Origin of the sequence: Alteromonas sp. M12 (assembly GCF_037478005.1) — a bacterium.
In the GTDB taxonomy this organism is placed as follows: Bacteria; Pseudomonadota; Gammaproteobacteria; order Enterobacterales; family Alteromonadaceae; genus Aliiglaciecola; species Aliiglaciecola lipolytica_A.
This window is the reverse complement of record NZ_CP144164.1, coordinates 2,036,458-2,062,318: the sequence shown is the minus strand read 5'-3', so window position 1 is coordinate 2,062,318 and position 25,861 is coordinate 2,036,458. Positions and strand designations below refer to the sequence as shown.

The 25,861-nt window shown below is 40.2% G+C and carries 16 protein-coding genes; 7 read left to right on the top strand and 9 right to left on the bottom strand.

Annotation, left to right across the window (positions count from 1 at the left end; all coding sequences use genetic code 11):
- Nucleotides 1–152 precede the first annotated feature (152 nt).
- The 6 genes from VUI23_RS08880 to VUI23_RS08855 form a co-directional block, all read right to left on the bottom strand.
- The gene (locus VUI23_RS08880) at nt 153–332 is read right to left on the bottom strand and encodes a hypothetical protein (RefSeq protein ID WP_342807889.1); all 180 of its coding nucleotides are present in this window, start codon (nt 330–332) and stop codon (nt 153–155) included.
- Nucleotides 310–453: a hypothetical protein gene (locus tag VUI23_RS08875; protein ID WP_342807887.1), complete on the bottom strand. Its 144-nt coding sequence runs from the start codon at nt 451–453 to the stop codon at nt 310–312. Before VUI23_RS08875 ends, VUI23_RS08880 begins: the two co-directional genes overlap by 23 nt.
- Nucleotides 453–2,219, bottom strand: a complete 1,767-nt coding sequence (locus VUI23_RS08870; protein ID WP_342807885.1) for a GMC family oxidoreductase — start codon at nt 2,217–2,219, stop codon at nt 453–455. The genes VUI23_RS08875 and VUI23_RS08870 overlap by 1 nt, the downstream gene beginning before the upstream one ends.
- Nucleotides 2,216–2,758 carry a gluconate 2-dehydrogenase subunit 3 family protein gene (locus VUI23_RS08865; protein WP_342807884.1) on the bottom strand — a complete coding sequence of 181 codons (543 nt, stop codon included), beginning with the start codon at nt 2,756–2,758 and terminating at the stop codon, nt 2,216–2,218. The genes VUI23_RS08870 and VUI23_RS08865 overlap by 4 nt, the downstream gene beginning before the upstream one ends.
- A gap of 192 nt (nt 2,759–2,950) precedes the next feature.
- Entirely contained in the window at nt 2,951–5,806 is a 2,856-nt protein-coding gene (locus VUI23_RS08860; RefSeq protein WP_342807882.1) for a family 78 glycoside hydrolase catalytic domain, read from the bottom strand.
- A gap of 56 nt (nt 5,807–5,862) precedes the next feature.
- Entirely contained in the window at nt 5,863–7,545 is a 1,683-nt protein-coding gene (locus VUI23_RS08855) for a hypothetical protein (RefSeq protein WP_342807880.1), read from the bottom strand.
- Nucleotides 7,546–8,192: 647 nt separating this feature from the next.
- Here VUI23_RS08855 and VUI23_RS08850 point away from each other — a divergent pair.
- From VUI23_RS08850 to VUI23_RS08835, 4 genes are all read left to right on the top strand, one after another.
- A complete protein-coding gene (locus VUI23_RS08850) occupies nt 8,193–9,701 on the top strand; it encodes a sulfatase (RefSeq protein WP_342807878.1) in 1,509 nt (502 codons plus the stop codon).
- Between the two features lie 115 nt (nt 9,702–9,816).
- Nucleotides 9,817–11,046, top strand: a complete 1,230-nt coding sequence (locus VUI23_RS08845; protein WP_342807876.1) for a glycoside hydrolase family 88 protein — start codon at nt 9,817–9,819, stop codon at nt 11,044–11,046.
- A complete protein-coding gene (locus VUI23_RS08840) occupies nt 11,046–12,275 on the top strand; it encodes a glycoside hydrolase family 88 protein (protein WP_342807874.1) in 1,230 nt (409 codons plus the stop codon). Before VUI23_RS08845 ends, VUI23_RS08840 begins: the two co-directional genes overlap by 1 nt.
- A 27-nt stretch (nt 12,276–12,302) precedes the next feature.
- Nucleotides 12,303–13,772 carry a sulfatase gene (locus VUI23_RS08835; RefSeq protein ID WP_342807872.1) on the top strand — a complete coding sequence of 490 codons (1,470 nt, stop codon included), beginning with the start codon at nt 12,303–12,305 and terminating at the stop codon, nt 13,770–13,772.
- 113 nt (nt 13,773–13,885) lie between these two features.
- Here VUI23_RS08835 and VUI23_RS08830 read toward each other — a convergent pair whose 3' ends face one another.
- A complete protein-coding gene (locus tag VUI23_RS08830; protein ID WP_342807870.1) occupies nt 13,886–16,936 on the bottom strand; it encodes a TonB-dependent receptor in 3,051 nt (1,016 codons plus the stop codon).
- A gap of 655 nt (nt 16,937–17,591) precedes the next feature.
- Here VUI23_RS08830 and VUI23_RS08825 point away from each other — a divergent pair.
- The 3 genes from VUI23_RS08825 (at nt 17,592) to VUI23_RS08815 (ending at nt 22,969) form a co-directional block, all read left to right on the top strand.
- Complete coding sequence (locus VUI23_RS08825) at nt 17,592–20,693, top strand: BNR-4 repeat-containing protein (RefSeq protein ID WP_342807869.1); 3,102 nt, start codon at nt 17,592–17,594, stop codon at nt 20,691–20,693.
- A gap of 146 nt (nt 20,694–20,839) precedes the next feature.
- Entirely contained in the window at nt 20,840–21,364 is a 525-nt protein-coding gene (locus VUI23_RS08820; RefSeq protein WP_342807867.1) for a PEP-CTERM sorting domain-containing protein, read from the top strand.
- Between the two features lie 153 nt (nt 21,365–21,517).
- Nucleotides 21,518–22,969, top strand: a complete 1,452-nt coding sequence (locus VUI23_RS08815) for a BNR-4 repeat-containing protein (protein WP_342807865.1) — start codon at nt 21,518–21,520, stop codon at nt 22,967–22,969.
- Between the two features lie 136 nt (nt 22,970–23,105).
- Here the strand turns inward: VUI23_RS08815 and VUI23_RS08810 are convergent, their stop codons facing one another.
- Both VUI23_RS08810 and VUI23_RS08805 read right to left on the bottom strand, forming a co-directional pair.
- Nucleotides 23,106–24,083 carry a heparin lyase I family protein gene (locus tag VUI23_RS08810; protein WP_342807863.1) on the bottom strand — a complete coding sequence of 326 codons (978 nt, stop codon included), beginning with the start codon at nt 24,081–24,083 and terminating at the stop codon, nt 23,106–23,108.
- 49 nt (nt 24,084–24,132) lie between these two features.
- Entirely contained in the window at nt 24,133–25,836 is a 1,704-nt protein-coding gene (locus tag VUI23_RS08805) for a BNR-4 repeat-containing protein (RefSeq protein WP_342807861.1), read from the bottom strand.
- Between the last annotated feature and the right edge of the window lie 25 nt (nt 25,837–25,861).

Genomic DNA, 25,861 nt, shown 5'->3' with positions numbered 1-25,861 from the left:
ATATTCGCCAGCGACATATAATGATGACTTTCTAAACGGTAAGCTCACATTTGCGCTGGTGTTAATCCCTCAACTAAATTGTGACCCGTAAAATTAGGCACTTTTAAGGTTTTTCCTGTAAAAATCGCTACTTCTAACCATGCTTTAACCGCTTATTCATTTTTAGAATCGGCTAGATTGGGGGCGCTAGGTGAATAACTGGTAATGCCCATGCCCTGCTCTTTTGCTCTTTGCACTATCAATTCAGGCTTCTTGCCACACTTAGTTTGTACTGGATTCCACATTTCAACCCCAGTATAGCCAAGGGCTTTAGCAGCATTGATACGCTTCAAAAGATAAAATATCCATTGTATCTGCAGTTGTATTGCTAGTTTTGAGCATGGCACACGAAACCACGCCAGCGCCAGCAATACCGGCGACAATTGAACGACTAATAAATTTACGTCTATTCACTATAATATACCTTCATTCATTAACTTGACGGCATAGTCCGCCGCACGTGCTGTTATTGCCATATAGGTCAATGAAGGGTTTTGCGTCGCACAAGACGACATACACGCACCGTCAGTCACAAATAAGTTTGCAACGTCATGAGATTGAGCCCACTTGTTTAATACTGAAGTTTTAGGATCTGCTCCCATGCAGGCACCGCCCATTTCATGAGTTCTATTTCCTACTGTAATATGTTTATCATTAGGCGTTTCAATAATTTTAATTTTATTACAGCCACCAACTTCTAATATTTCCTTAATATCTTTAGCCGCTTGTTTGATCATTTTACGTTCATTGTCACGAATCTGTGCATCAATATGTAGTTGAGGGATGCCCCAAGCGTCTTTTTTCGTTGGATGTAAACTTGCTTGGTTTTCGTAGTAAGGTAAAATCTCACCATACATAAACGCTCTAAAGTACCAAGGCTTAGGCTGGTTAGCTTGAGCTTTTACTTCTGCGCCGATGCCAATTTTTTTCGCGGTTGTTCCACTATTTGGTCTACCTGCGGCAACGGTTTGATAGCCGTAGCCTCGAGTAAAATCGACATCGTCAGTCTTGTCTTGACGATAATTAGGAATATAAGTACCAATTGGTCGCCGTCCGTAACTGAACTTATCTTCCAAGCCCGGTACTTCGCCCATACCAACCGCGCCTGTGAAGTGATCCATAATATAATGCCCGACTGCACCACTTGAATTAGCCATCCCATTTGGAAAGGTCTTAGACTTTGAATTCAATAATATTTGAACTGAGCCTAAAGCTGACGCGCATAAAAAAACCACGCGTGCTTTGTAACTGCGCTTCTCTTTTGTGTGGGCATCTACAATAGTAACTCCACTGGCTTTACCTGTTGCTTCGTTGTAATCAATGGAAGAAGCAATAGCGTCAGTAACTATGGTCAAGTTGCCGGTTTTTCTAGCTGCCGGTAATGTTGCTGATAAAGAGCTAAAATAAGCACCAAAAGTACAACCTCGTGCACAATAAGCGCGCGCTTGACACTGAGTTCTTCCTAACTCATGTTGTTCTTTTGATGGTTGTGTCAGATTGGCTGAACGCCCTATAATCAGGTGCCTATCGCTGTATTTTTTAGCCATATTATTTGAGATGAATTGTTCAGCACTACTCATTTCCCAAGGTTTTTGAAAGACACCATCGGGTACTGAGTCAAGTCCATCTTTATTGCCAGCAACGCCAATAAATTCTTCAACATAATCATACCAAGGGGCTAAGTCATCATAGCCAATTGGCCAAGGTACACCATGACCATCTTTAGCATTAGCTTCAAAGTCTTTCTTGCCCCAACGTAATACTTGTCTGCCCCAGGTCAAAGAACGACCACCAAGCTGATAACCGCGCGTCCACATAAAAGGGCGCTCTTTAGGAAAAGAGTATGGGTATTCAGAGTCATCAGAATAAAATTGAATAGAATCAGACTGTAACACTTTTTTCTTTGCGATTAGCTGCGAATATCGCCCTTGCTCTTTTAAGGTTTCAGGGGCAAAACCAAGATTATCAAGCTGCCAAGGCGCTTTCATGTCATTGTATTTTGGACTTGGATGATCAAGATGGCGACCACGTTCAATAACCAAGGTTTTAAAGCCTTTTTCACAAAACTCTTTGGCTGCCCAACCGCCAGTAATACCAGAGCCAACCACTATCACATCAAAAATTTGCTCGGTGTTGGACGTTGTAACTTGTTCGCTACTCTTATTAACGGTTTGACTCATAAGTAACCTCGCTTTTTAATTGCATCTAACTCTGTTTTGCTGAGATCACCGCGATAGCCACCTGGAATTAAAACAAAATCAGGATTTGCGTGTTCAGAAGTATAATAAACATGAAAAATCATTTCTTTAAGATGACGGTAACTCGCAGACAAGTCAGTTTCCTGATTAACAAAAGCTGTTTTGTCCAACTCAGTTATTAACTGCTGTCTTTGTTGCAAAGATAATTGATGATAAGCACCTTGATAAGTTGCTTTAGCGATCACTTTAATTTGTTGGATAATACTTGTGTACTGCTGTTTTGTTTTAGAGCCTGCCCATGTCACCATTAACCCGTCTAACACAGAAGCAACATTAGCATCTGTCGCGCCAGGCGTATCTGTTTTTGGGATCATAATTTCAGCAACATCCGACAACACTGTTAACGCATCTGCATCAAAAAATTGACCATTATTAACCACTTTATGCATATCTATCTTTTTATTGAAGATAGATGCTAATAAAGGTGCAGACACAATATAAGCAGTAGCGCCGATAAACACTCTTCTCGTTATTGTTTTAGTAAGTATGCATTTATTCCTGCTATATTTTTAGTAAACGGCCTGCAAATGTCGTAGGCATATAGAGCTTTACATTGATATCCGTTATTACGGGACCGGCTCGATACAAGCTCACAGCTACCCTATTAATCAGCCTGACCATTACGTAAACATTTCTAATTGGCATTTCATCGATTATTTCTCCACAGTTAACGAATAGCTTCCGGCAGTGTACAAATTGCTAACTTCATTCGGTAACGTGACGACAGCGGTACTATTGTTTGGAACAACAAACTCCCATTTCACGGTATTGTCTTCCCTCCACCAACGACTTTGAATCGTTCCGTAACCGCTTTTATATGAGACATCAACAGAATCTAGTCCCTTAGCAAATACAGGTCTAAGTTCGAAATCCTGATACCCTACGCTGTCTTGCTGCAAACGAATGCCGCCTAAACCTTCATAAAACCAACCATCATAACCGCTGTGGAAAGGATGATTTAGAGAGCGGCCGGGGGAATTTCGACGCTCTAGATCTAAGCTAGGATCAATCACGCCTTTTCGTTCCCACAAGGTAGTGGCATTTAAATGGTCAAATTGCCATTGGTAGCCCGGGTAACCCTCTGCGGTAAAAATATTAAATGCGGTATCACCATATCCGTAATCACTTAATGACTTATACAAATAGGTCTGCCCTAGTGCGCCTACAGAGCCATGACCATTCCAATTTTCAAGCACATCTTGATTCAAGCCGTCTGCAACTTTTTGACGCAATTCAACAGGGGTTAGCTCAAATTGTATTGCCATAGCGCCTGCTGTTTGACTACCATAGCTCCCCGTTTTGGGGTCATAAAACTCTTTGTGATATTGCTGGCTAATAGAGGAAAACAACTGACCAAAATGCTTAGCTTGTTGAGGTTTGTTTAATAACCTAGATATCTTAGCCATTAAATTTGCTGAATGAGCAAATAGTGCTGAGGTTGTTTTGACTGGTAACGTGTATTCTGAGTTACAGCGTTTACGCTCCATACCGGGCTCACGTACAGGATCACACCAATCACCATAACTATAACGATCATCACGTATTAAGGCATTATCCAGAATCGCCTCTCCTGCAGTCATATACTCCATCATACTTTCATATTGGGACGCTAATAACTGTAAGTCACCATAGTGTCGATAATGCTCCCACGCTATCATCACTTCTGCAGCCGCCCAATCAAACTTACCACCATGACTACGCTTACCCGGGACAACCGCTGGTGCAACATGGTCAGATGTTTTAAAGTCCCCTAAATACTTATTCCAAAAATTCTGCATATTATAGTTGTAGTTACCGGTGATCAGCGCTGCATGAGCATCACCTGTCCAACCTGCTCGTTCGCGAATAGGGCAATCCATTGGCACGGCCATCAAGTTACTTTCATAACTCCATAAAGCCATATCATGAATACGATTGATCAAAGCGCTGGCGCTTTTAAACTGCCCCACTTGGGCCACATCACTTCTGACTAAATGCGCGGTCACAGCATCAAGCGCTGGCGCGGTGTCTAAACCGGTAATTTCGATATACCGAAAACCGTGCCAAGTAAAAGTAGGACGCCACGTTTTAGCATCATTACCCGAAGCAACATAGCTATCGACTTGTTTTAATAGCGGCGCGCCCCCGCCTGATTTTTGGCTGATATTTCCATCTATGTCAGCCCATTCGGCATAACGTAAAGAAATAGTTTGATGTTGTTGCAAACCAAGCTTATCTAAATGCAAAGTGGGCACTCCAGTAAAGTTCTGACCAAAATCGAGTACCCAAACTTTATCTTTTGGTTGATAAAGTTTTTTAGCTGTCATTTTCACATTTGCTCTAATAGGCGGTAAGAGTTGGGGTTCGAGCGCCTTAGTTGGCCACTCATCCAATACTTTAACGGGTTCCCATGATCCATCTTCGCTCATTTTGCTATTGCTATTCCAAGCTTTTACTATTTTATTTGCGTCAAAAAACTCCCCCGAAAAAAGCCCCTCTTTCAACACGGGAGATGGATGACTTAACCAATGTTTGTCTGACACAACAACTTGTTTGGAGCCGTCTTCAAAGCTAAGCTCTAGTTGCGCAATAAATTTAGGTTGTCCATAAGCTAATGATTTAGAAGGCTGATTATTTGGTTGGGCGTCTGGGTTAGGCCATTTACTAAATGCAATATTTTCGGCATACCAACCACTACCAAGATGCACACCAATACGATTTACGCCACCAGATAGTAGTGATACGACATCATCTGTATTGTATAAAATGCGCTTGTCGTAATCGGTTTGGCCTGGATCAGCCAAGCGGTCATCCACCTTGTTTCCATTAATAAAAATCTCGTAGTAACCTGCTGCGGTGCTATGCAAACGCGCTTTTACTACTTTTTTATCATTTGGAATGACAAAGGTATGATGAAATAAACTAGCGCTAGCTTGAGCCGCCAATTGCTCTAATACTCTTTGTTGTGTTTGCTGTTTACTCTTAGATAGTTTATCACTAACACTTTCATGTAAATTAGCCGCAAATAACATCCAGTTTGTAACAGATGTTGTCACTTCACTTACAAACGGCTTTTCAACTTGTATCCATTTAGCTTGCCAATCACTATTATTGATTAAGCCCATTTCCCACTTTTCAGCCTCGCTCCACGCATGTGCCTGCTCATTGCTATTGCTCCAAACTCTTACTCGCCAAAATACTGTTTGGCCACTACTGAGTGCTTTTCCTTGATACGCAATATTGAGCGATTGTCTTGCTTTTACCTTTGTGCTATCCCATAAATCTGGCTTATCGGCACTTAATAATTCCTTCGAACTGGCAACTTGTATTTGGTAAGCCTGTTGTGCACCCACATTTGCATGCCAAGATAATCTTGGTGTTAAGTTATGTACATTAAACGGCGCATCAACACCTTCGACCAATAATTGTGAGGGGGGCGGTACTTTTTTGTCTGAATAATTGCTTGCCAAATCGTTTGAGCACGCCCCCATTAATATGCAAAGTAAAGCAATAGACATTGTTTTTTTCATAAATTTTTGACCTAATTTTTTATCATTGAAGACACATAAATAGTGGGTTAAAAGGCTCATGGTATTGTGCGTATTTCTATTTTTTGTACAGCAAACGAACCCATTTCAGAGACTATTTGAATAGTTGAAGTTTTATCGTCTTCACTAAGGATTTTAGCGGTTTGCCAGTCACTCCAAATGATCATATTTGACTCTTGATATTTGTGTTTATTAGATAGGTAAACTTTCATTCCTTCAGGATTCAGCCCCTTCACACTAGACGCTGTGGGATGAATACTGTTATCCCACCAACCTCCGTTTGCTGTGGATATTCTGGCTCTGGGATAGGCGGCAATAAACATTTCTTCAGCATTATTGCGCTTGTCTATAATTCCGATACGAAATTCATATCGAGTTGCCTTTGGCTGAGGAACCTTGACGGCAATACGCGTTTTTTCGGGTGAGGCATGAGCTAAATTGTGACGATTGAAGTTAAATAAAAGCAAATCGAATGCGGACGAATTTGGCCTCTTACTAAAAATCCCATCAATACGATTACCTTCAATCGATGGTAATCCCGACACAGTATTATTATACAAGTCGTTACCTACCATTGGCAATAAGGCGTATTGCGTTAGCGCTTCAGCTGCATAATCACCATTTCGACCTGTTCCCCATTGGAATATTTCTTTGATATTTTTGTTGAGCATCAACTTAGCTAACATGGCAAAAAATGCTGAACCATGTGATGTGCTTACGCTGACAAACCCTGCCCGCTGCATTTCTGAAATGAGTTTAAATTCGTGAATTTCTAAACTAGCATTTGTATTCCAATCAGGATGTTGCTGTATAGGTGCAAAATCGTGTTTATAAACATGCTGCATGTCTAATTCTTTGGATTTATGAATATGTGGATAATAAGATATGGCCACAAAATCGTAGGGGACATTATTTGCTTTAGCCCAGGCAATAAAGTGCGGAGCATAGGCATCTTCAGTATTGCCAGTATAATCTACGTAACGCCCTTTAAAAGAGGCCTCTCTAAAATGCGCGCCAACTCTAGCAGTGGGTAAAACGCTATGTAGCGCACTCACGGTATTTTGGTAATGATCAAAAAACTGTTGCCGTGTCCCTACCCAGTGTTGTGGTCGCGTATCTATTTCTGAGCCTACGCGAAAACGCCATGTTAAGACTTTCTCTTTACCGTATTTTTTTACTAGGTGTTTGCTTAAGTCGACTATAAATTTATGCCAAGCTTTAGAGTCATTTGGCGGTAAACCATTCCCATAAACACTGTTCGCATCTTTTAGTAAATAATCGCTTCCATTAGGCTTTTCGACAAACGTTAAGCCTCGTTGAAACGCCCATGGTGGATTATCTAACACTATCTGAAAGATATCCCATCCATTGTTTATCCAGTTGTCGATTCTATTGGTGACTTTATCAAAGTCATAAACAAAATTTTGCCCGTCCCATTTGTACGCATCACCGTTTATGTCTTTGGACGCCCATCCTCCCAACATTCTAACGGTATTTACTTGTGGTTTTTGGCCAAAGTCAGCTGGTTTGGAGTTTGGTGAAGCTTTATCGGTTCTTACTGCGACATCAAAAAAATTGTATATTGTTCCTATTCTATTGTTTTCATCACTAAAGTCAGCTTGCAATGTGATAGCCGTCGGCTCTGAGCTTTGTCTGCCCTCACAGTGAGTAAAACCGCTAATAACGCTTAGCAATAGAAAAATAAACACTTTATGTTTCATAATAATTTAGCCTTACGGATTGCTACTTTTGCAGACCCGTATTCACCAGCATTCTTTCTGCTATTTAATAACATGGTATCCATTGCGCTCTTATTTTCTTTTTACGTCTTGAACTATTATCAACTTATGCCCAGTTGCCCTTGACTCGGACTCGTTAACAATAAGAAACAATCTAGCAACAAAGTTGTCACCCCCCAGCTTATTATCAAAACAGATTAATTTAAAGCATATTACGTCAAAAAATTAAATTTGTAACGCCATCAGTCATCACATGGGTTAATAATTTGCCGTATTAGCAACTTAAATTGGATATGGAAGAGTGATTATTGTCAGCCTGTGTTGATTAAATTTTTAGCCAAACAGGTAGTCGAAAACTAATCGACTTATTGTGAATTACCTATGGTTCGTAATCTTCGACAAGCTAAAATTTAAAGCCTATATGTAGCCACAACAAGAATGTGAAACAACCAATGATTTATTTTGAGTTTATTTGCTCTAAAATGTCTGCTATTGTTATTGGATAGTTAAATAGGTGTAATATCTTTGAACTGGATATCGGAATTAAGTATCTGGGTAGGGCTTTCATGCTCAATAAGCGAACTAAGCGCCAAGATCGTCATCTTTAGCCAAGCCTAAGAGCCATCAAAATGAATTTATCGACTAAAATTTATCATAAACTTGAAACATCTCTACAATACCAATTGATGGTAGTGATGCTCGTACTCACTACTTTAACAATTATCAGTGCTTGCACCAGCAACACTGTCCCCCAAAGTTTAACCACATCAAAACCTAATATATTGTTTATTTTAGCTGACGACCATCGGTGGGATATGTTGGGCAAATACCACCCTATCGTTAAAACCCCTAATTTGGATGAGTTAGCTGATAAAGGCACACTATTTAAAAATGCTTTTGTAACAACCCCTATTTGCGCTACAAGTAGAGTCAGCATATTGACGGGGCTAACTGAACGAACTCACGACTTTACTTTTGGACGCCCTAAAACCGGTATAGAAGAGTCTGCAAATATGTACCCGGCAGTGTTAAAACGAGGTGGTTATCTTTCTGCGTTTGTTGGTAAATATGAAATAGGGCTTTCTGGAAAAGACAAAGATAGGTTTGATTTTTTTAAACCTTTGTTGCAATCAAAAACAGAACAGTATCAGGGTAAAAGCATGCCGCAAACATATTATATTGCGGAATTGGCGAAGGATTTCATTGAACAATCAAAAGACTCAAATAAACCTTGGACCATGTCAGTTAATTTTTGGAATCCTCACGCCCACGATGCAGATTTAGAAGACCAGTACCATTACCCAGAAGAATTTGAAACCATGTATGCAGACGTCACCATACCACCTGCGAAGTTTTCAGATGATGCTACCTTCCAAGCTCTACCTGAGTTTTTGAAACGCTCCATTGGCCGTGAACGATGGCAGTGGCGTTACGATACGCCTGAAAAATATCAAAGAATGGTGAAACGTTATTACCGCGCAATTAGCGCGGTTGATAAAGCAGTGGGCATGATCTATCAAAAATTAGAAGAAACAGGTATGGCCGATAACACCGTAATTATTTATATGGGTGATAACGGTTACAACCTTAACGAGCGCCAATTAGCTGGTAAGTGGTTTGGCTGGGAAGAAGATCTACGAATACCGCTAATTATCTATGATCCAAGAAACAAAAATGAACACATTCCTGAAGCGGAAAAAATGGCGTTAAATATTGACATTGCTTCCACTATTGTTGATTTAGCTGGCCTTGATGCTCCGTCAAGTTACCAAGGTAAAAGTTTGCTTCCACTGTTAAGTGAACCCAATGAAATTGATTGGCGAGAAGAATTCTTCTTTGAACACATGTACCAACCTAGAAGAACCTTTATCCCCCCTACCGTTGGTTTGCGAACTGAGAAATGGAAATATATAGACTTCTATAAAAATGGATTTCAGCAACTGTATGATTTAGAAAAAGATCCGCAAGAAGAATTCAACCTTATCGATTCTATACAACATAAAGATGTGGTAACAGAACTGAGTCAAAAGGTTGACCAATATATCAAAACCTATGAACAGCAAAGAACTCAAGAAGTAAAACAAAGAAATAACTTTATCAATATTCGCAATCAAGCCGAGCCTAAATATGGACAGTAGCAATAATATTAGACAAGTATCTAATACAAAAACGTTGATGACATAGGCAGCAATGCAAGCAAAGTAAATTATTTCGATAAACAAATAAAAGTGAAACACGACAACGAGACATATTATGCAAAACCTCAGTAAAACGTTAGCAATATTACCCTTAACAGTTAGTTTGTTATTAGCTGGATGCGACAATGAGCAATCAACCACTAGATTAAATAAGGACGAACCATCTCAAACTAGCACTAGTATTTCCGCTCAAACTATTCCTGCATCGGCTAAAAATATTGCCGACCGAGCAGCTCAATGGCAAATCGAGCAATTAGGTAACTTAAGTTACATTCCAGAATCACATAGAGCGAAATCTGAAAATGCAAAATTTTGGATCCAAGCAGCTTTTTATATTGGTTTAACTCGCTGGACAGAAACAACGAAAAATCAATCGCTTCTAGAGTTTATGAAAAATATGGCCAAACAAGAAGATTATGAATTGTTGTTAGATCGCCCCTATCACGCAGATGACCATACAATAGCCCAAACCTACCTATGGTTAGCAGAACAAACAGATAATATGGATGCAATCAAACCTACTCAAGCAGTATTCGATATGATTTTGGCCAACAAGCCACAAGTAGGTTTGGAAATGTTAGACGAAACCGCTTCTGGCTCAGGAAAAGTTCACTTAGAAGGTAACTGTCAACTTCGCTGGTGCTGGGCAGATGCACTATTTATGGCACCTCGCGCATGGTTGCAAATGACCAATATTACTGGCGACCCTAAATATTTTGAATATGCAGATAAAGAATTCTGGGCCAGTGCTGACTATTTATTTTCTGACAAATACGGATTGTTTTTCCGAGATAGTCGTTATTTTGATTTGAAGAGTGACAATGGCGAACCGGTCTTTTGGGGACGTGGGAATGGTTGGGTGTTTGCTGCGATTCCGTTAATCATTGATGAATTACCTGACGATCACCCATCTAAACCTCGCTACATTGAATTATATAAAAAGAATGCAGCGGGGTTACTTAAGTTACAGACAAAAGAAGGTTATTGGCCGGCTTCGTTGATGGATCCGAACAAGGTGAAAACTCCGGAAGTCAGTGGCACTGGGTTTATCACATTTGGGTTAGCCTGGGGGGTTAATAATGGCATCTTAACTGATGAAAAAACAAAACAAGTCGTTGAGAAAGGTTGGGCTGCGATAGAAAAAGCGGTCGCAGCAAATGGCCGAGTAAACTGGGTACAACACGTAGGTAAATCACCTGATCCGGTAAAAGAGACAGATTCACAACTTTATGGTGTCGGAGCCGTATTACTAGCAGCATCTGAAATGATTAATTGGGAAAAATAGTGCGTAGCAAATTAACGCTATGTGGATTAACGGTGCTTATCGCATTGGCTGCCAACGGATGTGGTTCTGCTTCTAACACGTACACCAATCAGACGATAGTTGGTACGCCACAAACGATAGTCAGAACCTCACAACAAATACAGCAATCTGCTCAATCACTTGGGCAGAAAGTTGCTCAGTGGCAAATTAAACAGCTTGAAGATGACAATTATGATTATCTAGCTGAGCGATATCACAACAGTTCGTCAAATCCATTGGGATGGATCCAAGCCGCATTTTATATAGGCTTAACACGCTGGGTTGAAACCGTGAATGACAGAAACGCTTTCGCTCATATTGAAAAAATGGCGCAAGAACAAGATTATCAATTGTTGTTAAAGCGACCTATGCACGCTGATGACCATGCCATAGGTCAAACGTTTTTATGGTTAACAGAACAAACAGGTAATCAAGAAGCGTACAAACCGACCAAAAAGATGTTTGACAAAATATTGGCCGCCCCTCCCAAAGTGAGTTTGGAAATGATCGATGAACAACCGCGACGTCGGGGCTTTGAAGGAGCATGCCAAGACCGATGGTGTTGGTCTGACGCCTTGTTTATGGCGCCACGGACTTGGTTAAAACTTAGTAATATTACCGGCGATAACAGATATTTCGATTACGCTGACAAAGAATATTGGGCCACAGTTGACTATTTATTTTCAGAAAAACACGGCTTATTCTTTCGTGATAGTCGTTATTTCGATAAAAAAAGTGACAATGGCAAACCAGTATTCTGGAGTCGAGGAAATGGTTGGGTTTTTGCAGGTTTACCATTAATTATTGATGACTTATCCAAAGAACACCCTTCTCGCCAACGCTATATCGAACTGTATAAACGTTATGCTGCGGCTTTACAAGCTATCCAAAAACCTAATGGTTATTGGTCGCCTTCACTACTTGATCCTAATAAGGTGAAAACTCCGGAAACGAGTGGCACGGCATTTATCATCTTCGGCTTAGCATGGGGTGTTAATAATGGAATCCTTACTGACGCTAAGTACAAAACATCAGTGTTAAAAGGCTGGCAAGCGATAGAAAAAGCGACCCAAGCCAATGGCAAGGTCAATTGGGTACAACAAGTAGGTAAGTCACCCGATCCGGTTTCAGAGCATGAAACTCAATTTTACGGTGCAGGAGCTGTATTGCTTGCCGCATCAGAAATGACGAAGTGGAAAGAAGAGCAATAGATATCAATCAGCATGAGGAAATCTGCCATGGCAAAGCAAGTTAAGTATATATTTTTTGTGATGGCAGTTTTAATGCTATCGATGAGTCTGTCAATTCATGTAAATGCCTCACAAAAACAACCTAATGTAGTCATTTTTTTAATCGATGATTTACGTGTAGATCTAGGTACTTACGGTAATAAACATGTGATTAGTCCTAATATTGACGAGTTAGCAAAGCAAGGAGTGAAATTTACTCGAGCTTATGCACAACAAGCTATTTGCGGTCCCTCCCGTGTTAGCATAATGACTGGGCTGCGCCCCGAAACCACAGGTCTATATAGTATAGATAAAGCGGGGCGTCTAAGACCCAATCAGCCGAATATCGTCTCGATGCCCCAGTTATTTAAAGAAAACGGCTATCAAACAATTAGTATTGGAAAAGTTTACCACAGTGTTACCGACGATCAGGAAAACTGGACTACTCACATAAAAAAACTCGATAACTTTTATGCCAATGACGGAAATAAAGAAAGGAAATTTGCCTATGAAGCTGGAGAAGTCGAGGATGATTTTTATAAAGATGGCAAAGTAGCTAACGATGCAATTGCGACGTTAAATAAAGTAAAAGACGATAAGTTCTTGATGGTAGTTGGATTTAGTAAACCGCATTTACCTTTTAATGCGCCTAAAAAATATTGGGATTTGTACGACCGAAATGAATTTACTGTACCTAGTCGAAAAAAGCCTGACAACATGTTCCGTTTAGCCTTAACTAATTGGAATGAATTAAGAATGTACGGCGGCATTCCAAAAGACGGTGATGTTAGTGACGAATTAACCAAGACATTGATCCATGCTTATTACGCGTCAGTAAGTTATATGGATGCGCAAGTGGGTAAAGTAATGCAAGCGCTTGACGACCTAAAACTGCGCGACAATACAATGATAGTGTTTATGAGTGATCATGGTTACAAACTTGGTGAATATGGTGCTTGGAACAAACACACTAATATGGAACTAGATACGCGCGTACCATTAATTATCAGTCGCGAAACCGCACATAAAAATCGTAAAGCCAACGTCACGTCTGCCGCGCTAATTGAAAATATTGATATATTCCCAACCATCGCCGAGGTCGCAGGGCTCTCGCCCCCAAAAACGGATGGCAAAAGCCTCACCACCTTATTAGATAATCCAGGCATGTCATGGGATAAGGCTGCTTATAGTCTATTTACACGCGGTAAAAAACTTATGGGTATTAGTGTGACAGATGGAATCTGGCGATATACTGAATGGCGAAATGCTGATAGCCAGGAAGTTTTGTTTAAAGAGTTATATCTCCATGAAGATAGTCTTGTAACGTTTGAAAATGTTGCGGGACAAACAAAATATAAACTCGTGGAACAGAATTTAAAAAATTTGTTAGATGAGAATTTCCCCACCCATGCGCCCTCTTTTCATAATAAGCCAAAGTTAGCAAATAATGCTGCTTCGCCTACGACAAAAAACGATTAAAAACTTTAATTACGTGGGAACGATGGGTAATCAAATTAAAGAAAAGCTTAATGATTTTGGCAAATTGCCTTTTTGTTATCATTAAGCTTTTAACTCTAATTTAGCGCGAATATTTAAAACGTATAGCTAGCAAAGATTTGATACTGTCGGCCCGAATAACGAACTCGATGTATCGCATCTTCGTTTCCACCAATAAAGTCATACTCTTGGCGGTTGTTGAGGTTGAACGCATTCAGGTTCAGCTTCAAGTTTTCACTCCATTTATAGGCTAAAGCTGCATCTAAACGTCCACCAGATGTTTGTGACCGAGCATCACTACCAAGAAAATTCGGATCACCGCCACCAGCACTCAGGAGTTTCTCATCTTGCCAATTGTAAGAAAAGCGAATTGAAATCCCGTCGTTTTCCCAATACGTGATGATATTATACGAACGTGGTGCTATGCGTGTCATAGGAGGAGCATCGTCACCCTCATCTGTTTTAACGTAAGTGTAGTTAAATACACCACCAAATCCATTCCAAGGATAAGGCAAAAAGTCGAGGTTTTGTTGTATTGCCAATTCATAACCGTTTACGTCAATCGTTGCATCAATATTTGGATATTCTTGAATTACAACTTCACGATTTTGTGTAATTTCGCCTGTTTGGGGATCTGTGAAAGAGCCTGCTTCCTGACAAATAAAGCCACCATCTGGTTGATCTATTCGTTCGAGTTGTCCAACGAGACCATCAAATTGTGCTTCTGCTCCAACAGGGCAAACAGTTTGTCTGTCACCAAACAAATTGGTTATTTCTTTTTTAAAGTAACCGAAAGAAATAGCGCTTCCTTCTCGATTGTACCATTCTAGAGATATGTCATAACTTTTTGATGTGTAAGGTTTTACATCGCTCCTAGGGTTCTCTATGGTGACTCTGTTGGGTGTAGAGTTGATAGTGCCGCTCGGTGTTTGGGCGCGCAAATTAGGCCGTACCAATCCTTCTGCATAAGCGGTTCTTAATATCAGGTCTTCTTGAAGTTCCAACGAGATATTGAGTGAAGGAAGCGTATGTTTATATTCATTGCTAGTAATGAATGGTACGTCCTCTCCCTCAACAAAGCCTGAACCTATAAGATCATTTTTCGTCTGAACATGTCGAACGCCCAAATTACCTGAATAAAAGATACCCGCTAATTCACCTTCAAAATCTGCCATGACATAGGCTGCATTAATCTGCTGTTCAACTGAAAAGTTGTTAGTGTAAAATTGGTTGAGACCGTTAGCGGTACGAATTAACCAGCCAGTATCACCTGCAAACTCAGCCCCTTCTGGTATATCCCTATCAGTTTGCAGCATAGTTCTTAGGTTTTCAGAATCAAGCACTCGCCAACCATTGTTAATCCCGTAATAGCCAGGAAAGTCGCCATTAAAATATTCAGCTTGACTATCTGATGTAAGCGAATCTAGAAAGATGGTGTCCTCCGACAGCCCTTCGGTATTTATCCCGCCAGCGCCAATTCTGAAGTCATCGTTTATTAACTCCTCATTAGACTGACGAACCCCAAATTTAACAGACGAAAGTTTAGCGACATCAGTACCAAAATCGATATAGCGTCTAAAGTTGGCTTCAAAGCTATTAAAGTCTCGTTCAGGACGGTCAACACGACCATTTATATAAAGTCGAACGTCTCTTCCACCATTCACAGATTTATCTAAACGAGTGTCGAAATTTGAAAGCGGAACACTGCTCCAATCGCCTGAATAGGTAAACGTATCCCAACCTTGTAAGGTAGATGATGCTTCGCCTAAGTTACCGTTGCCAGTGTTGATGGTACCTGTAATTCCTGTGGGTTCAAAACCATTATTATTTGCCGATGTAAGATGACGTATATCAATCCCTTCATTGATAAATTGGTTACTTGAACTAGATGCGCTGATTGTACTATCGATTAACCAGTCATCGCTTACGTAATCACCATATAAAAAAATTCCTTTTGCTTCTTCAGTGTAAGAAAACAGTCGATTGGCAGGCGCCCACGTAACGTTAGTTAATTCAACTTGATCAACCGTGTAAATTGGCGAACCATCTTCGGCATCATTTAAACGTACAGGGTTACCAAGCAACTCTACAGATTGCATTACTTCGCCAGCATTAGGACCTCTGGTATAACGTGAATCGAGTTGAGAACGAATGGAAAAATTGACATCTTCCATATTGCTCTCGTCAAGAACACGTTTGGTATACAAAATATTCGCACCGAGTTTAATACTCTCGCTTGCCTGCCACTCGATATTACCAGTAGCAGATATTCTATCTCCGCGTGCATTTTCAGTAATCTGCCTAGCGCGAACTGGTGCATAAATACTCGCATTCTCTTCTAACCCATGTCTTTCGATAAACTCAGCAACATTTGCGACATCTTCGTTTACAAAGGCACGATCGTCCCAGTTCGCCGTATCACGACGGAAATTTTGTTCTGAGCCAGCAACTTTAACAGCTACAGCTAATTTGTCTTTTATTAGGTGTTTACTACCTGAAAATCTAAACTCATTGTCCCAGGATTGTGCGAGCTCTTCATAGCGAGACCCGAGACTCAAAGTATAACGTCCATCCGGCTTTCCTAATGCGCGCTGTAGTGTTTTATCAACCACACCAGCAATACCACCTTCTTGAATATCTGCTGTTGGACTTTTTATGACAGTAATACCATCAAAGACACTTGCTTCGAACGAACCAAAAGGATTCGTACTTCCCACTAGATCAGAAGAACGACTAGGTGTTGCAAAAGATTGCCCTTCAGCAGTAGTGAGTACGAATCCACTACCTAAGCCTCGTAAGCTTATCTCAGAATTTCGTTGCGCATCTTCGGTATTCAATTGTACACCCGGCAGCAATTGCAGCGCTTCACCTAAATCTAAAGCGGGGAGAGAATCGATATCGGTAGCAGATATAGCATCTACTATTGAGCTTGCATTTCGTTTGACATTTAATGCATTTTCTAGAGAACTTCTTACACCAGTAACTTCAATGATTTCAGTGTCATCTTTTAAATCTGCTTGCAAGGCGGCATTAACCTCTTGGGCAATAATTGAAGGAGAACTAACTGATAACAATGCTCCAGTGAAACTGGTAGCGAGTATTGAACGTTTGCAACTAACTTGATTAAACAATATTTTTTTCATCATAAACCCCTAAAATCCTAATGGTTGGGTTAATAAAATTATGTGTTTTATTTCACATATCTTTTGTAGCTGTAGCCAAAAGATGTTTAATAAATATCAATGCTTAATTATCATACTTAAGCAATCACAATTAATCACCAAAGCACTCACCATCAATCATTTGGCGGCATTATGCGCCGAAAAAAACTTTAAGCAACAAAAATGTTAACGTTTTGTTTGTATTTTTTTACAAGTTAAAACTTAGCCTATGAAAAGCGTATAGCCAAGCGAACAAACTGGCTAAAAACACCACCAGCATTGACGTACAAGAAGTTTAATAAATTGATACTCAGCGATAATTTTGAGGAAGCTAACTCGAAGTTGGCGCGAAGTTCATGCAATACCAAAAATTTTTCTAAAAAATCAATAACAAACCGACTGACCCAAAACGATCCATTAAGATTGTTATTGAAATGTTATGATTATTTAAATTAATTTGTTACCATAACTACGTTTTATAGCGTTAAGACACTAATATTCACTGCTAAAGTTATCTGAATATTTGTTTTAGCATCACTAACACCGCAATTAATGACCTATATTGATTTGATATGACATGTACTTTTGATAATAGTGGACTGTATTGCGTATCGTTTATTTTTAAAACAGAGTAAAAACTATGTCTATAACAAACAAACGCAGCCCTCTGCTCAAATGCTTATTACTGTTGACATCAACCATTGGAATGTCAATTCACAGCGTGAAAGCAGAGGTAACGTTAGAAAGCCAAGTAAAAATTACTGATCAAGGATTGCACTTTGACGGTCAAAAAGTGGGTTTTAATGCTCCGAATAATGGAACAGAAGTGTACGATTATCATTTTGGTAAAAACATTTCAGCTCATGGTGATAGCGTTAAAACATTTAAACACTATGTCTTTGTTACCTGGTACCGAGGTGGTAAAGATGACCGGCATGTCATGTTGTCCCGATATAACACTCAAACAGGCTCAGTGAAAACCATTGAATTTCCACATCGTCATACTGGTTTTAGAGGAGACTGGTGGATTGGTGAATCTCATAACACCATCGGTTTAGCAGTAAGCCCAATAAATGGCACCATTCATATGGTTTATGATATGCATGCCTATGACAACAACAAATTTGATGGCAAATTTGAGAACGATTACTTTCGTTATAGCTATTCGGTTCCTGGAGCAGCTGAGGTGGCAGACGAAGATTTTACACTTGAGCAGTTTGTAGAAGATACCAGCGACATCAGCCAGACAGACGTAAACACAGGATATGTTGATTATAAACATCTTGTGATGACCGGAGACTTAGCCGATAGAGATAACTTTTCAGCATTGACTTACCCTAAGTTTTTCGAGACCAAAGACGGTACGTTACTGCTTTATATGCGCTGGGGTGGAAATAATAACGGTGCTTATTATTTTAATCGTTATGACGCAACCGCACAAAAGTGGTCAACGTTCACTCCGTTCAACCATAAAAATCAAAAGACAACACATGGAAATGCCTATAACTGGGGATTATATGGCAACATGAAATACGTAAATGGCAAGCTGCGAGTAGGTTTCCAACAACGAAGCAATGACAACAACGATCGATACCTATATCAAAATGGTGTTTATTACGCTTATTCAGATCATCCAGAGGGATTCGGAGATTGGAAAAATCATAAAGGCGAACCAATGACATGGCCTTTGGTTAACTCTGACGAAATTAAAGTATTTGAGCCAGGTGATTATATATCTCACCAAGAACCAAACTCAGTTTATATTGTTGGCAGCTTTGATTGGACAGTAACCGAAAAAGGTGATGTGCATATTATAAGTCTCGTGCGCTCAACTGACCGCAATCGCCCAGACTACGAACAAGTTTATATCCACTCTTACAAACCAGCTGGAGCAGAAGAGTTCATTATTGATACAGACTTTGTTGGTGCATCCAATATCTACACAGCTGGTGACAATATTTATATTATCGGCCTGAAAAATGGTCGCCCTTTTGTCGAAAAGGCAGTTGGAGGTTCAAGTGATTTCGAGCGAGTTTATGAGCAAACTGAGGGACCAGTATTTGACCATGGTACGGTTTATGTAAAAAACGGGAAAGTTTATTACTACTTGATGGAAAGTACTTCGGGCAGTGCAATGCCACTCCATGTACAAGTCATTGATTTAGATATTGAAGCGGATGCTACTCGTCCACATGTTTCATTTCCGCAATCATCAATGTCCGTTGAACAAGGTTATGAAAAATTAGCCATCACGATTGATGCATCGAGTCCTGTTGAAGGTCGTACAATTGAGTCGGTTACTTTGTACATCAATGATGAATTAGTGCGTGTAGATGATACTCCATCATATTTATTCGGTCACGGCTCCAAGCCACATGAAACCGGAGCCATGGGGTGGCGAGAAGATCACGCGCCAAACCCAAATCCTTTAGGTCCGGGTGTACACACGTTTAAAGCGGTTGCCCTTGATAGTGAAGGTCAAACCGCTACCGCGTATATGCGGTTAACAGTCAACTCAACTGTACCAACAGTTTCTTTTCCGCAATCATCAATGACAGTTGAGCTTGGATATGAACAACTAGGCTTTACAATCGATGCTCAGCCGTCGAGTGAAGATCGAACCATCGAATCTGTTACTTTATATCTTAACGGTGAGCTAGTCCGTGAAGATACTTCAGTGCCATTTAACTTTGGACATCAACATAAGCCACATGAAACAGGCGCTATGGGTTGGATTAGCTGCGACCAAGATCCTGTGCCTAGCCCATGCCATACTCCAAACCCTAATCCGCTTGGAGAAGGCGAGCACACTTTCACCGCTGTAGCACTTGATAGCGCGGGTGAAACCAGTGAAGCAACTATGAAACTTATAGTCAATGGCTTACCAAAACCGCCTATTGTCTCATTTCCACAAGATGTTTACGAAATGACAGAAGGATATGAAAAATTCGGTTTAACATTGAGTGCGGAATCACCTGTTGTAGGTCGGTCGATAGTATCAGTAACTCTTTATCGAAATGGCGAAATTGTGCGTGTCGATACACGTCCAGTATGGAACTTTGGACATGCTTATGCACCATACGAATTAGGCGCTATGGGCTGGATTAGCTGCGATCAAGATCCTATTCCAAACCCGTGTCATGAACCAAACCCTAACCCTTTACTTGCCGGAGTGCATACCTTTACTGCTGTCGCTGTTGATAGTGAAGGATTAGAAGGTGAAGCAAGCATGACATTAATTGTTAATCCTTCTCCGGTTCCCACTATAACGTTCAATGAATCTGACATTTCTCTGCCTGGGGGTTATGACAGCTTCTCATTATCTGTTGACGTCACTACCACCGAAGAAACCGATGAAGTGATAAGCGTAGGTTTATACATTGATGGCGCTCTTATCCGTGAGCTATATGAAGCCCCCTATGTATGGGGCGGTGAATTGTACAATAGTGAATTATTAAATCTGTCTCAAGGTTCCCATATAGCTAGAGCGGTTGTTATGGACAGTGAAGGACGGACAAACGAAGCATCTTTGAATTTTGAAGTTGGCCTTTTCGGTGACTTAAATAACGACGGAGACGTCGATAAATTCGATATGCGAGCATTTACCATTAAAGTTAGAAACGGAGAAATAACGAATTTAAATTTCGACTTTAATAACGATGGCGCAGTAAACAGTCGCGACGTTAGGGGCTTCACTAGCTTGTGTTCACGCGCTCGATGTAAAGTAAAACCCGATGCATAACAGACTGATACAAACTGACGTAAAAATGCAGTAAAAGTTTAAACAAGCAAATTGGGTCGATGATTGAACAGGTTTAAAGATTAGTCTCAACCAAATTGACGATAACTGAATCAAAAACCCGCAATAAATATGAAAAGGTTTAAAAAATGAAATTTTTAATATTGATATTTTCCCTAACGTTAACGATTAACGCTAATGCCGGATTAATTAGCTCAGAGACTGACCAAGCAAGTTATAATATAGGTGACACCGTCATAGTTGACGTTTTTGTTAATCACATAAATCCTTCACTTGATTTTCTAGAGTTAGATTTTAATTTCAATGATTCGCAACTAGCGTTTGTTGAGAATAGCTGGCTTGACTCTGCTGACATATTTAACTTTGGTGCGTTTGCTGATGCTTTTACCTTTTTACCAGATACGCTTATTATTCAAGCCTCTTTTTTAAACGGAATTACCGATGTCGTTGGTACGTCATTTCAATTAGGAGAATTGCAGTTTACCGCATTAACGAATATCGATACGCCATTATTTAGTGCTGCAATTGTTACTGCTCAAGATGTGGACTTTAATGATGTTGAAGCTCAAATCGAAGTGCCTGAGCCGGCAGGAATTGCACTGTTTTCAATTGCGGCTTTGTTATTAATACGTAGACGCCATTTAAGCATGTAGCACTCAAGATTGATAACTGCATAATTCGACAGCAAAGGCATACACCTGAACCTATGTGTATGCCTTTTCGCTTTTATCTGAACTTGAATTTTCCAGCTAAAATTCGCTGCGACTTCGCAACAATTAATAACGCTAAGAACCGAAGGGAAAGCCATGATAGTTAAGCACGTTTCACTCTCTATTTTTTTATTAGGTCTACTATGTACATCCGGAATAAAATACGCTGAAAGCAAGATAGAAAAGAACTTTTTTGCCGAAAATGGTTGGGGGGAAGGAGTAGCCGTTGTACAACACCCAGCGGGAGAACATCACAATGGTATTACCTATATTGCCTACCAAGGTGCACTTGAAGACCCCTACGTAGCGGCATACGACCACAATAAACATGAATGGATTGGTCCGTTTAAAGCAGGCTCTAGCATATTAGGTAAAGATCCTAATAAAAAAATAGACAGTCATGGCAAGCCAACCCTTATTATTGATAATGCCGGTTATATTCATATATTTTATGGAGGCCACGGCGGTGTTGAAGCGCTACATGGCAAAAACCCGCTCGGAGAAGGAACTCATTCTGGAGAAAACAAGCATTCCGTATCAAAGAAACCTTTGGATATTTCGCGCTGGGAAGACCTAGACAACATCACTCCGTTCGGAACTTATAACCAAGCAATAAAAATGGATAACGGTGATATCTATCTGTTTTATCGACATGGTGCACATCGAAGTAATTGGGTTTATCAAAAATCAAGCGACAATGGACGCACTTTTGACGAACCTATTTCCTTTTTACAATCTAAACGTCGCGCTGACGATATTGGAAGTGACAGCTGGTATGCTTATGTATCCAAAGGTTTAGATAATGAAATAGTAGTTGGTTTCGACTATCACTATTGTTGGGATAGAGACGCGCCTCGCAATAATCGCGGTGGACATTCAACCGAGAGAAAAAACTTATATTTTGCAAAATTTAACCCTAAAAAAAATACGTGGAGCAATGTTAAAGGTGAATCACTAACGATACCTATCACTAAAGAAGTAGCTGATGAGAAAGCCCTCGCTATTAATACTGGTGATTTATGGACATTTAACGGTTCAACTAAAGTGGACAAACAAGGCAATCCACATATTGCTGCATACATTGGAGAAGATATTGGCTGGCAAATCGGTGGTCCCAAACATGCCTCTCACTTCACATGGGATGGACAAAAATGGATCGGTAAGTTTAAAAGCGGTTTACCTATTGGACGCGGTGATTTTTTAACTGATGGTGATAATGTGCGCTTTTTATTAAGTGGTATTGACCCAGTAATAAACAAGACAAAAGTGGGTTGGTGGGAAAGTCATGATTCGGGGGTAACCTTCAAAAAAGGAGAGGAATTACTACACTTTGGTGATTATCTTGGCACATCTGAGGAACAAGAACTCAAACGTCCTAAATCATTAAGTAATCTCGATAGCCCGGGTTCAGCCGCAAGCTCATTTATTCGAAATGCCCATGCCGATGCTAGGCTAATTGTGGCAGAGAAACCAAAGAACAGTAATTGGCGTCGTATGTATTTGATTGGCGATAACGGACCGATAGTGAGAGTTTATGAGGAAAAATAGCGAGCTATATTTGTTCTTCAATATTTGTTTAAAGAAACAAGTAAGCTCGCTCTATACTTATTAGTTTGAACCGCGCGCACAGCAATAAGCTCTTTTCGTGTCGTGTATTTAACCAGTAAAATGTAAGCGAAGCTATCTAGTCTAATCGATTAGCTGGATTTACAGGTGCGACAGTCTCATAGCTGGCATTGGCATCATCAGTCATTCTTATCGCATCAAGATACAAATAGTGGTCGTTTTTCATCACACTTAGATCGCCGTTAAAGTACATTCCCCAAGATGGATAAATACCTTTGTCATCGTTATAGCCGAATTGGATTTTGTGTTTATTTAACACCTTACTGCCATCAACCCATAGTTCAACGAGCCCGTTTTTTTCCTCGGAATAATCCACTTTGACATGAAGAACAAAATCAACCCATCTATCCAGATAATCAATTTTTTTACCTGGAATTTCAAAATACTCTGTGCCGTCACCATTCCTTGTGGGGCTCAATTCGTGAGGATCCCATTTCCAGTTTCCACGCAAGCCTTCTTTGGAAAGAGTTAAACTAAATGGTGGGTTACGCGAATGCTCTTTTAGGCGTTTATCGGCACTACCATGAATTTGAAAAAACAACCAAGGGTTTAGCTCATCTTTAGTGCCTTCAGTCGGAAAATAAACACTAAATCCATACCAAGCTTCAGCGCCCTTCACTTTTTGTGTTTTATAGCCATGAAACATGGCCTTTCGGTCGACGTTATCGATTGTATTTTTGTCACCGTTAAAGGCTTCTGGACGCTGGTGATACCATACAAGTTTGGCCGCGAGATTACCTTCACGTACAATTTCACGTTCTAAACTAAAAGAGTGGTTGCCTTGAAGTTGATTAAACATGAAGTTTTTTTCCAAATTAGCAATCAAACCCGGCGTAAAGCCTCGTGGAGATGCCGCATTCCAACCACCACTCTCAAATGATTCATAAATCAAGGGCATATAATTCTGAGTTTCAGTATGCTGCTTTGTGTCTGCATCTTTACTAAAACCATCGTTTGAATTAATTTTATTGTTATCGTTACCACACGCCGCTAATAAGCAAGCGAGTAAAACATTAAGACACTTCATTTTTAACATGCAAATTTTCTCTTGTTTAATTACTCTAGAAGCCTCAAAAAAATGAAATTTAGTCTATAAGAGGCGTTCTAAAAGTACCTTCGTGCCACAAATACAAACGTTGTGAAGCGCCCTTTTTAAGGTTCAATACTACAGCAACTGTGTCGCCTAAACGGTTTTTAACCGCTTCCATTTGGATACGAACATTTTCTAATTTCAAATGTTTTTTTGTTACGTGCCAATCCCGGCCGTTGTCACTCTCAGCCTCTGCAAATATCGTTTTGCCATTGCTGTCTTTGTAAACAACTAGCGCCATTGGCGACTCATTCGAATTGTCTAATATTTCAAGGTTAACAATTTCAACATCATTACTGTCGCGCAAAGTTCTGTTAACCGTTTCAGGTATCGGAAGACTGTGAATCCATTTACCATTTTTAAAGGCAGTCATTCGCCATTCGCGAAAATCATCTGTAAGTGCCTCATAAGCGACCGCGGGAGTGCCGCCTTTCAATATGATTGGTTTAGTATTAAATGGGGTTTCTTCACGCCTAGTTGAATCAAATGCTAATGTTTTAGCATTCGCTTGTTTTAATGTGATGGGTAAACTCAACACTTCATTTTGTGCGTTATAGAAGTTACCACTTTCAGTATCTAGCTTCATGAAGTAAGCGTTAACCCTTCCATAATTCGTTTTATTATGAACTTCGTTAAAGTTACATTCATGCCATAGAAAACTAATGGCAATTTCAGTATCTGAGATCGCGACAGGATTGATATAAAAGGTATCTACATTGATCGGGGTATCTTGCTGTGGGGTTGGCCAAGTAATAATGACCGGGTCTTCAAAATGTTGCTGACCATTCTTCATTTTATAATAAACCCAAGGAGACTTATGGGTACCAGCTCGAGTAAACAAATATATGTCTCCATTTCCCATTTTATAGCTTTTCGTATACGAGGCAAACGGAGAGATATCGTTCACGTAAACGAAACTGCTTATGTCATAAGGTTTTTCAGACATCACATGCAACATTCTGCCACCAGCATGAGGAGTATCAATAGAAAGCGGATTTAGTCCGTCTTCTCTCTCACCGCCGTGACCGCCGTAGACAATATGCAAATGGCCGTTGCTATCTAGTTCAATAATAGGACGACCGTGACTATCGATTTTTCTGTCCCCCTTGGACAGCGTGCTTTTTGCTGCTCTGTTAGGACCGTGCCATTGATGAGTATTGAGGTTGTAACTGGCAATATAAGGGTCGGTTAAATGGCCTTGATAAGTAATATACACAGTATCACCCACCACTGTATGCCAGCCTCGATGAGGGTTTCCTGGCAAATTTTCGGTAAAGTAGCCATGTGGTAGTGCTGGCATATTGTCGGGTAATGGAGTTTTAGGTCCCAAATTTTCCGAAGATAATCCGTAGATTTGATTAAATGTTCTGCCTTGCCTAAAAGAATCGTAGATTACTTGATATTCAGGATACTGTCCGTACATGTATTGATCGATACGCCAGCGCCAATAATCACTACTTTCTAGATCATTCGAATCTATCTGCCCGTGCAATGTCGAAAATACGTTATCTTTCTCCGAATATTTTTCGATTAGCATTTTCCGTTTTTCTAAAAAGTCATGCTTAGCCGTATCTTCTTTGAGGGTATGGTTAGAAACACATCCAGCACACACAAGACTCAACGACACTAGCAGAGGCGCTAAAACAGGGATGGTGGATTTATAAAACCCATAACCAAATAATTGGTTAGCAAACTTCATAGCAAACTTCTCCTTCGCCTCTGTT

Excerpts from the sequence above, each read along its gene's own strand:
- VUI23_RS08870 (WP_342807885.1), bottom strand. The coding sequence starts at position 2,219 with ATGAGTCAAACCGTTAATAAGAGTAGCGAACAAGTTACAACGTCCAAC.
- VUI23_RS08860 (WP_342807882.1), bottom strand. The coding sequence starts at position 5,806 with ATGAAAAAAACAATGTCTATTGCTTTACTTTGCATATTAATGGGGGCG.
- VUI23_RS08855 (WP_342807880.1), bottom strand. The coding sequence starts at position 7,545 with ATGAAACATAAAGTGTTTATTTTTCTATTGCTAAGCGTTATTAGCGGT.
- VUI23_RS08850 (WP_342807878.1), top strand. The coding sequence starts at position 8,193 with ATGAATTTATCGACTAAAATTTATCATAAACTTGAAACATCTCTACAA.
- VUI23_RS08845 (WP_342807876.1), top strand. The coding sequence starts at position 9,817 with ATGCAAAACCTCAGTAAAACGTTAGCAATATTACCCTTAACAGTTAGT.
- VUI23_RS08835 (WP_342807872.1), top strand. The coding sequence starts at position 12,303 with ATGGCAAAGCAAGTTAAGTATATATTTTTTGTGATGGCAGTTTTAATG.
- VUI23_RS08830 (WP_342807870.1), bottom strand. The coding sequence starts at position 16,936 with ATGATGAAAAAAATATTGTTTAATCAAGTTAGTTGCAAACGTTCAATA.
- VUI23_RS08825 (WP_342807869.1), top strand. The coding sequence starts at position 17,592 with ATGTCTATAACAAACAAACGCAGCCCTCTGCTCAAATGCTTATTACTG.
- VUI23_RS08820 (WP_342807867.1), top strand. The coding sequence starts at position 20,840 with ATGAAATTTTTAATATTGATATTTTCCCTAACGTTAACGATTAACGCT.
- VUI23_RS08815 (WP_342807865.1), top strand. The coding sequence starts at position 21,518 with ATGATAGTTAAGCACGTTTCACTCTCTATTTTTTTATTAGGTCTACTA.
- VUI23_RS08810 (WP_342807863.1), bottom strand. The coding sequence starts at position 24,083 with ATGTTAAAAATGAAGTGTCTTAATGTTTTACTCGCTTGCTTATTAGCG.
- VUI23_RS08805 (WP_342807861.1), bottom strand. The coding sequence starts at position 25,836 with ATGAAGTTTGCTAACCAATTATTTGGTTATGGGTTTTATAAATCCACC.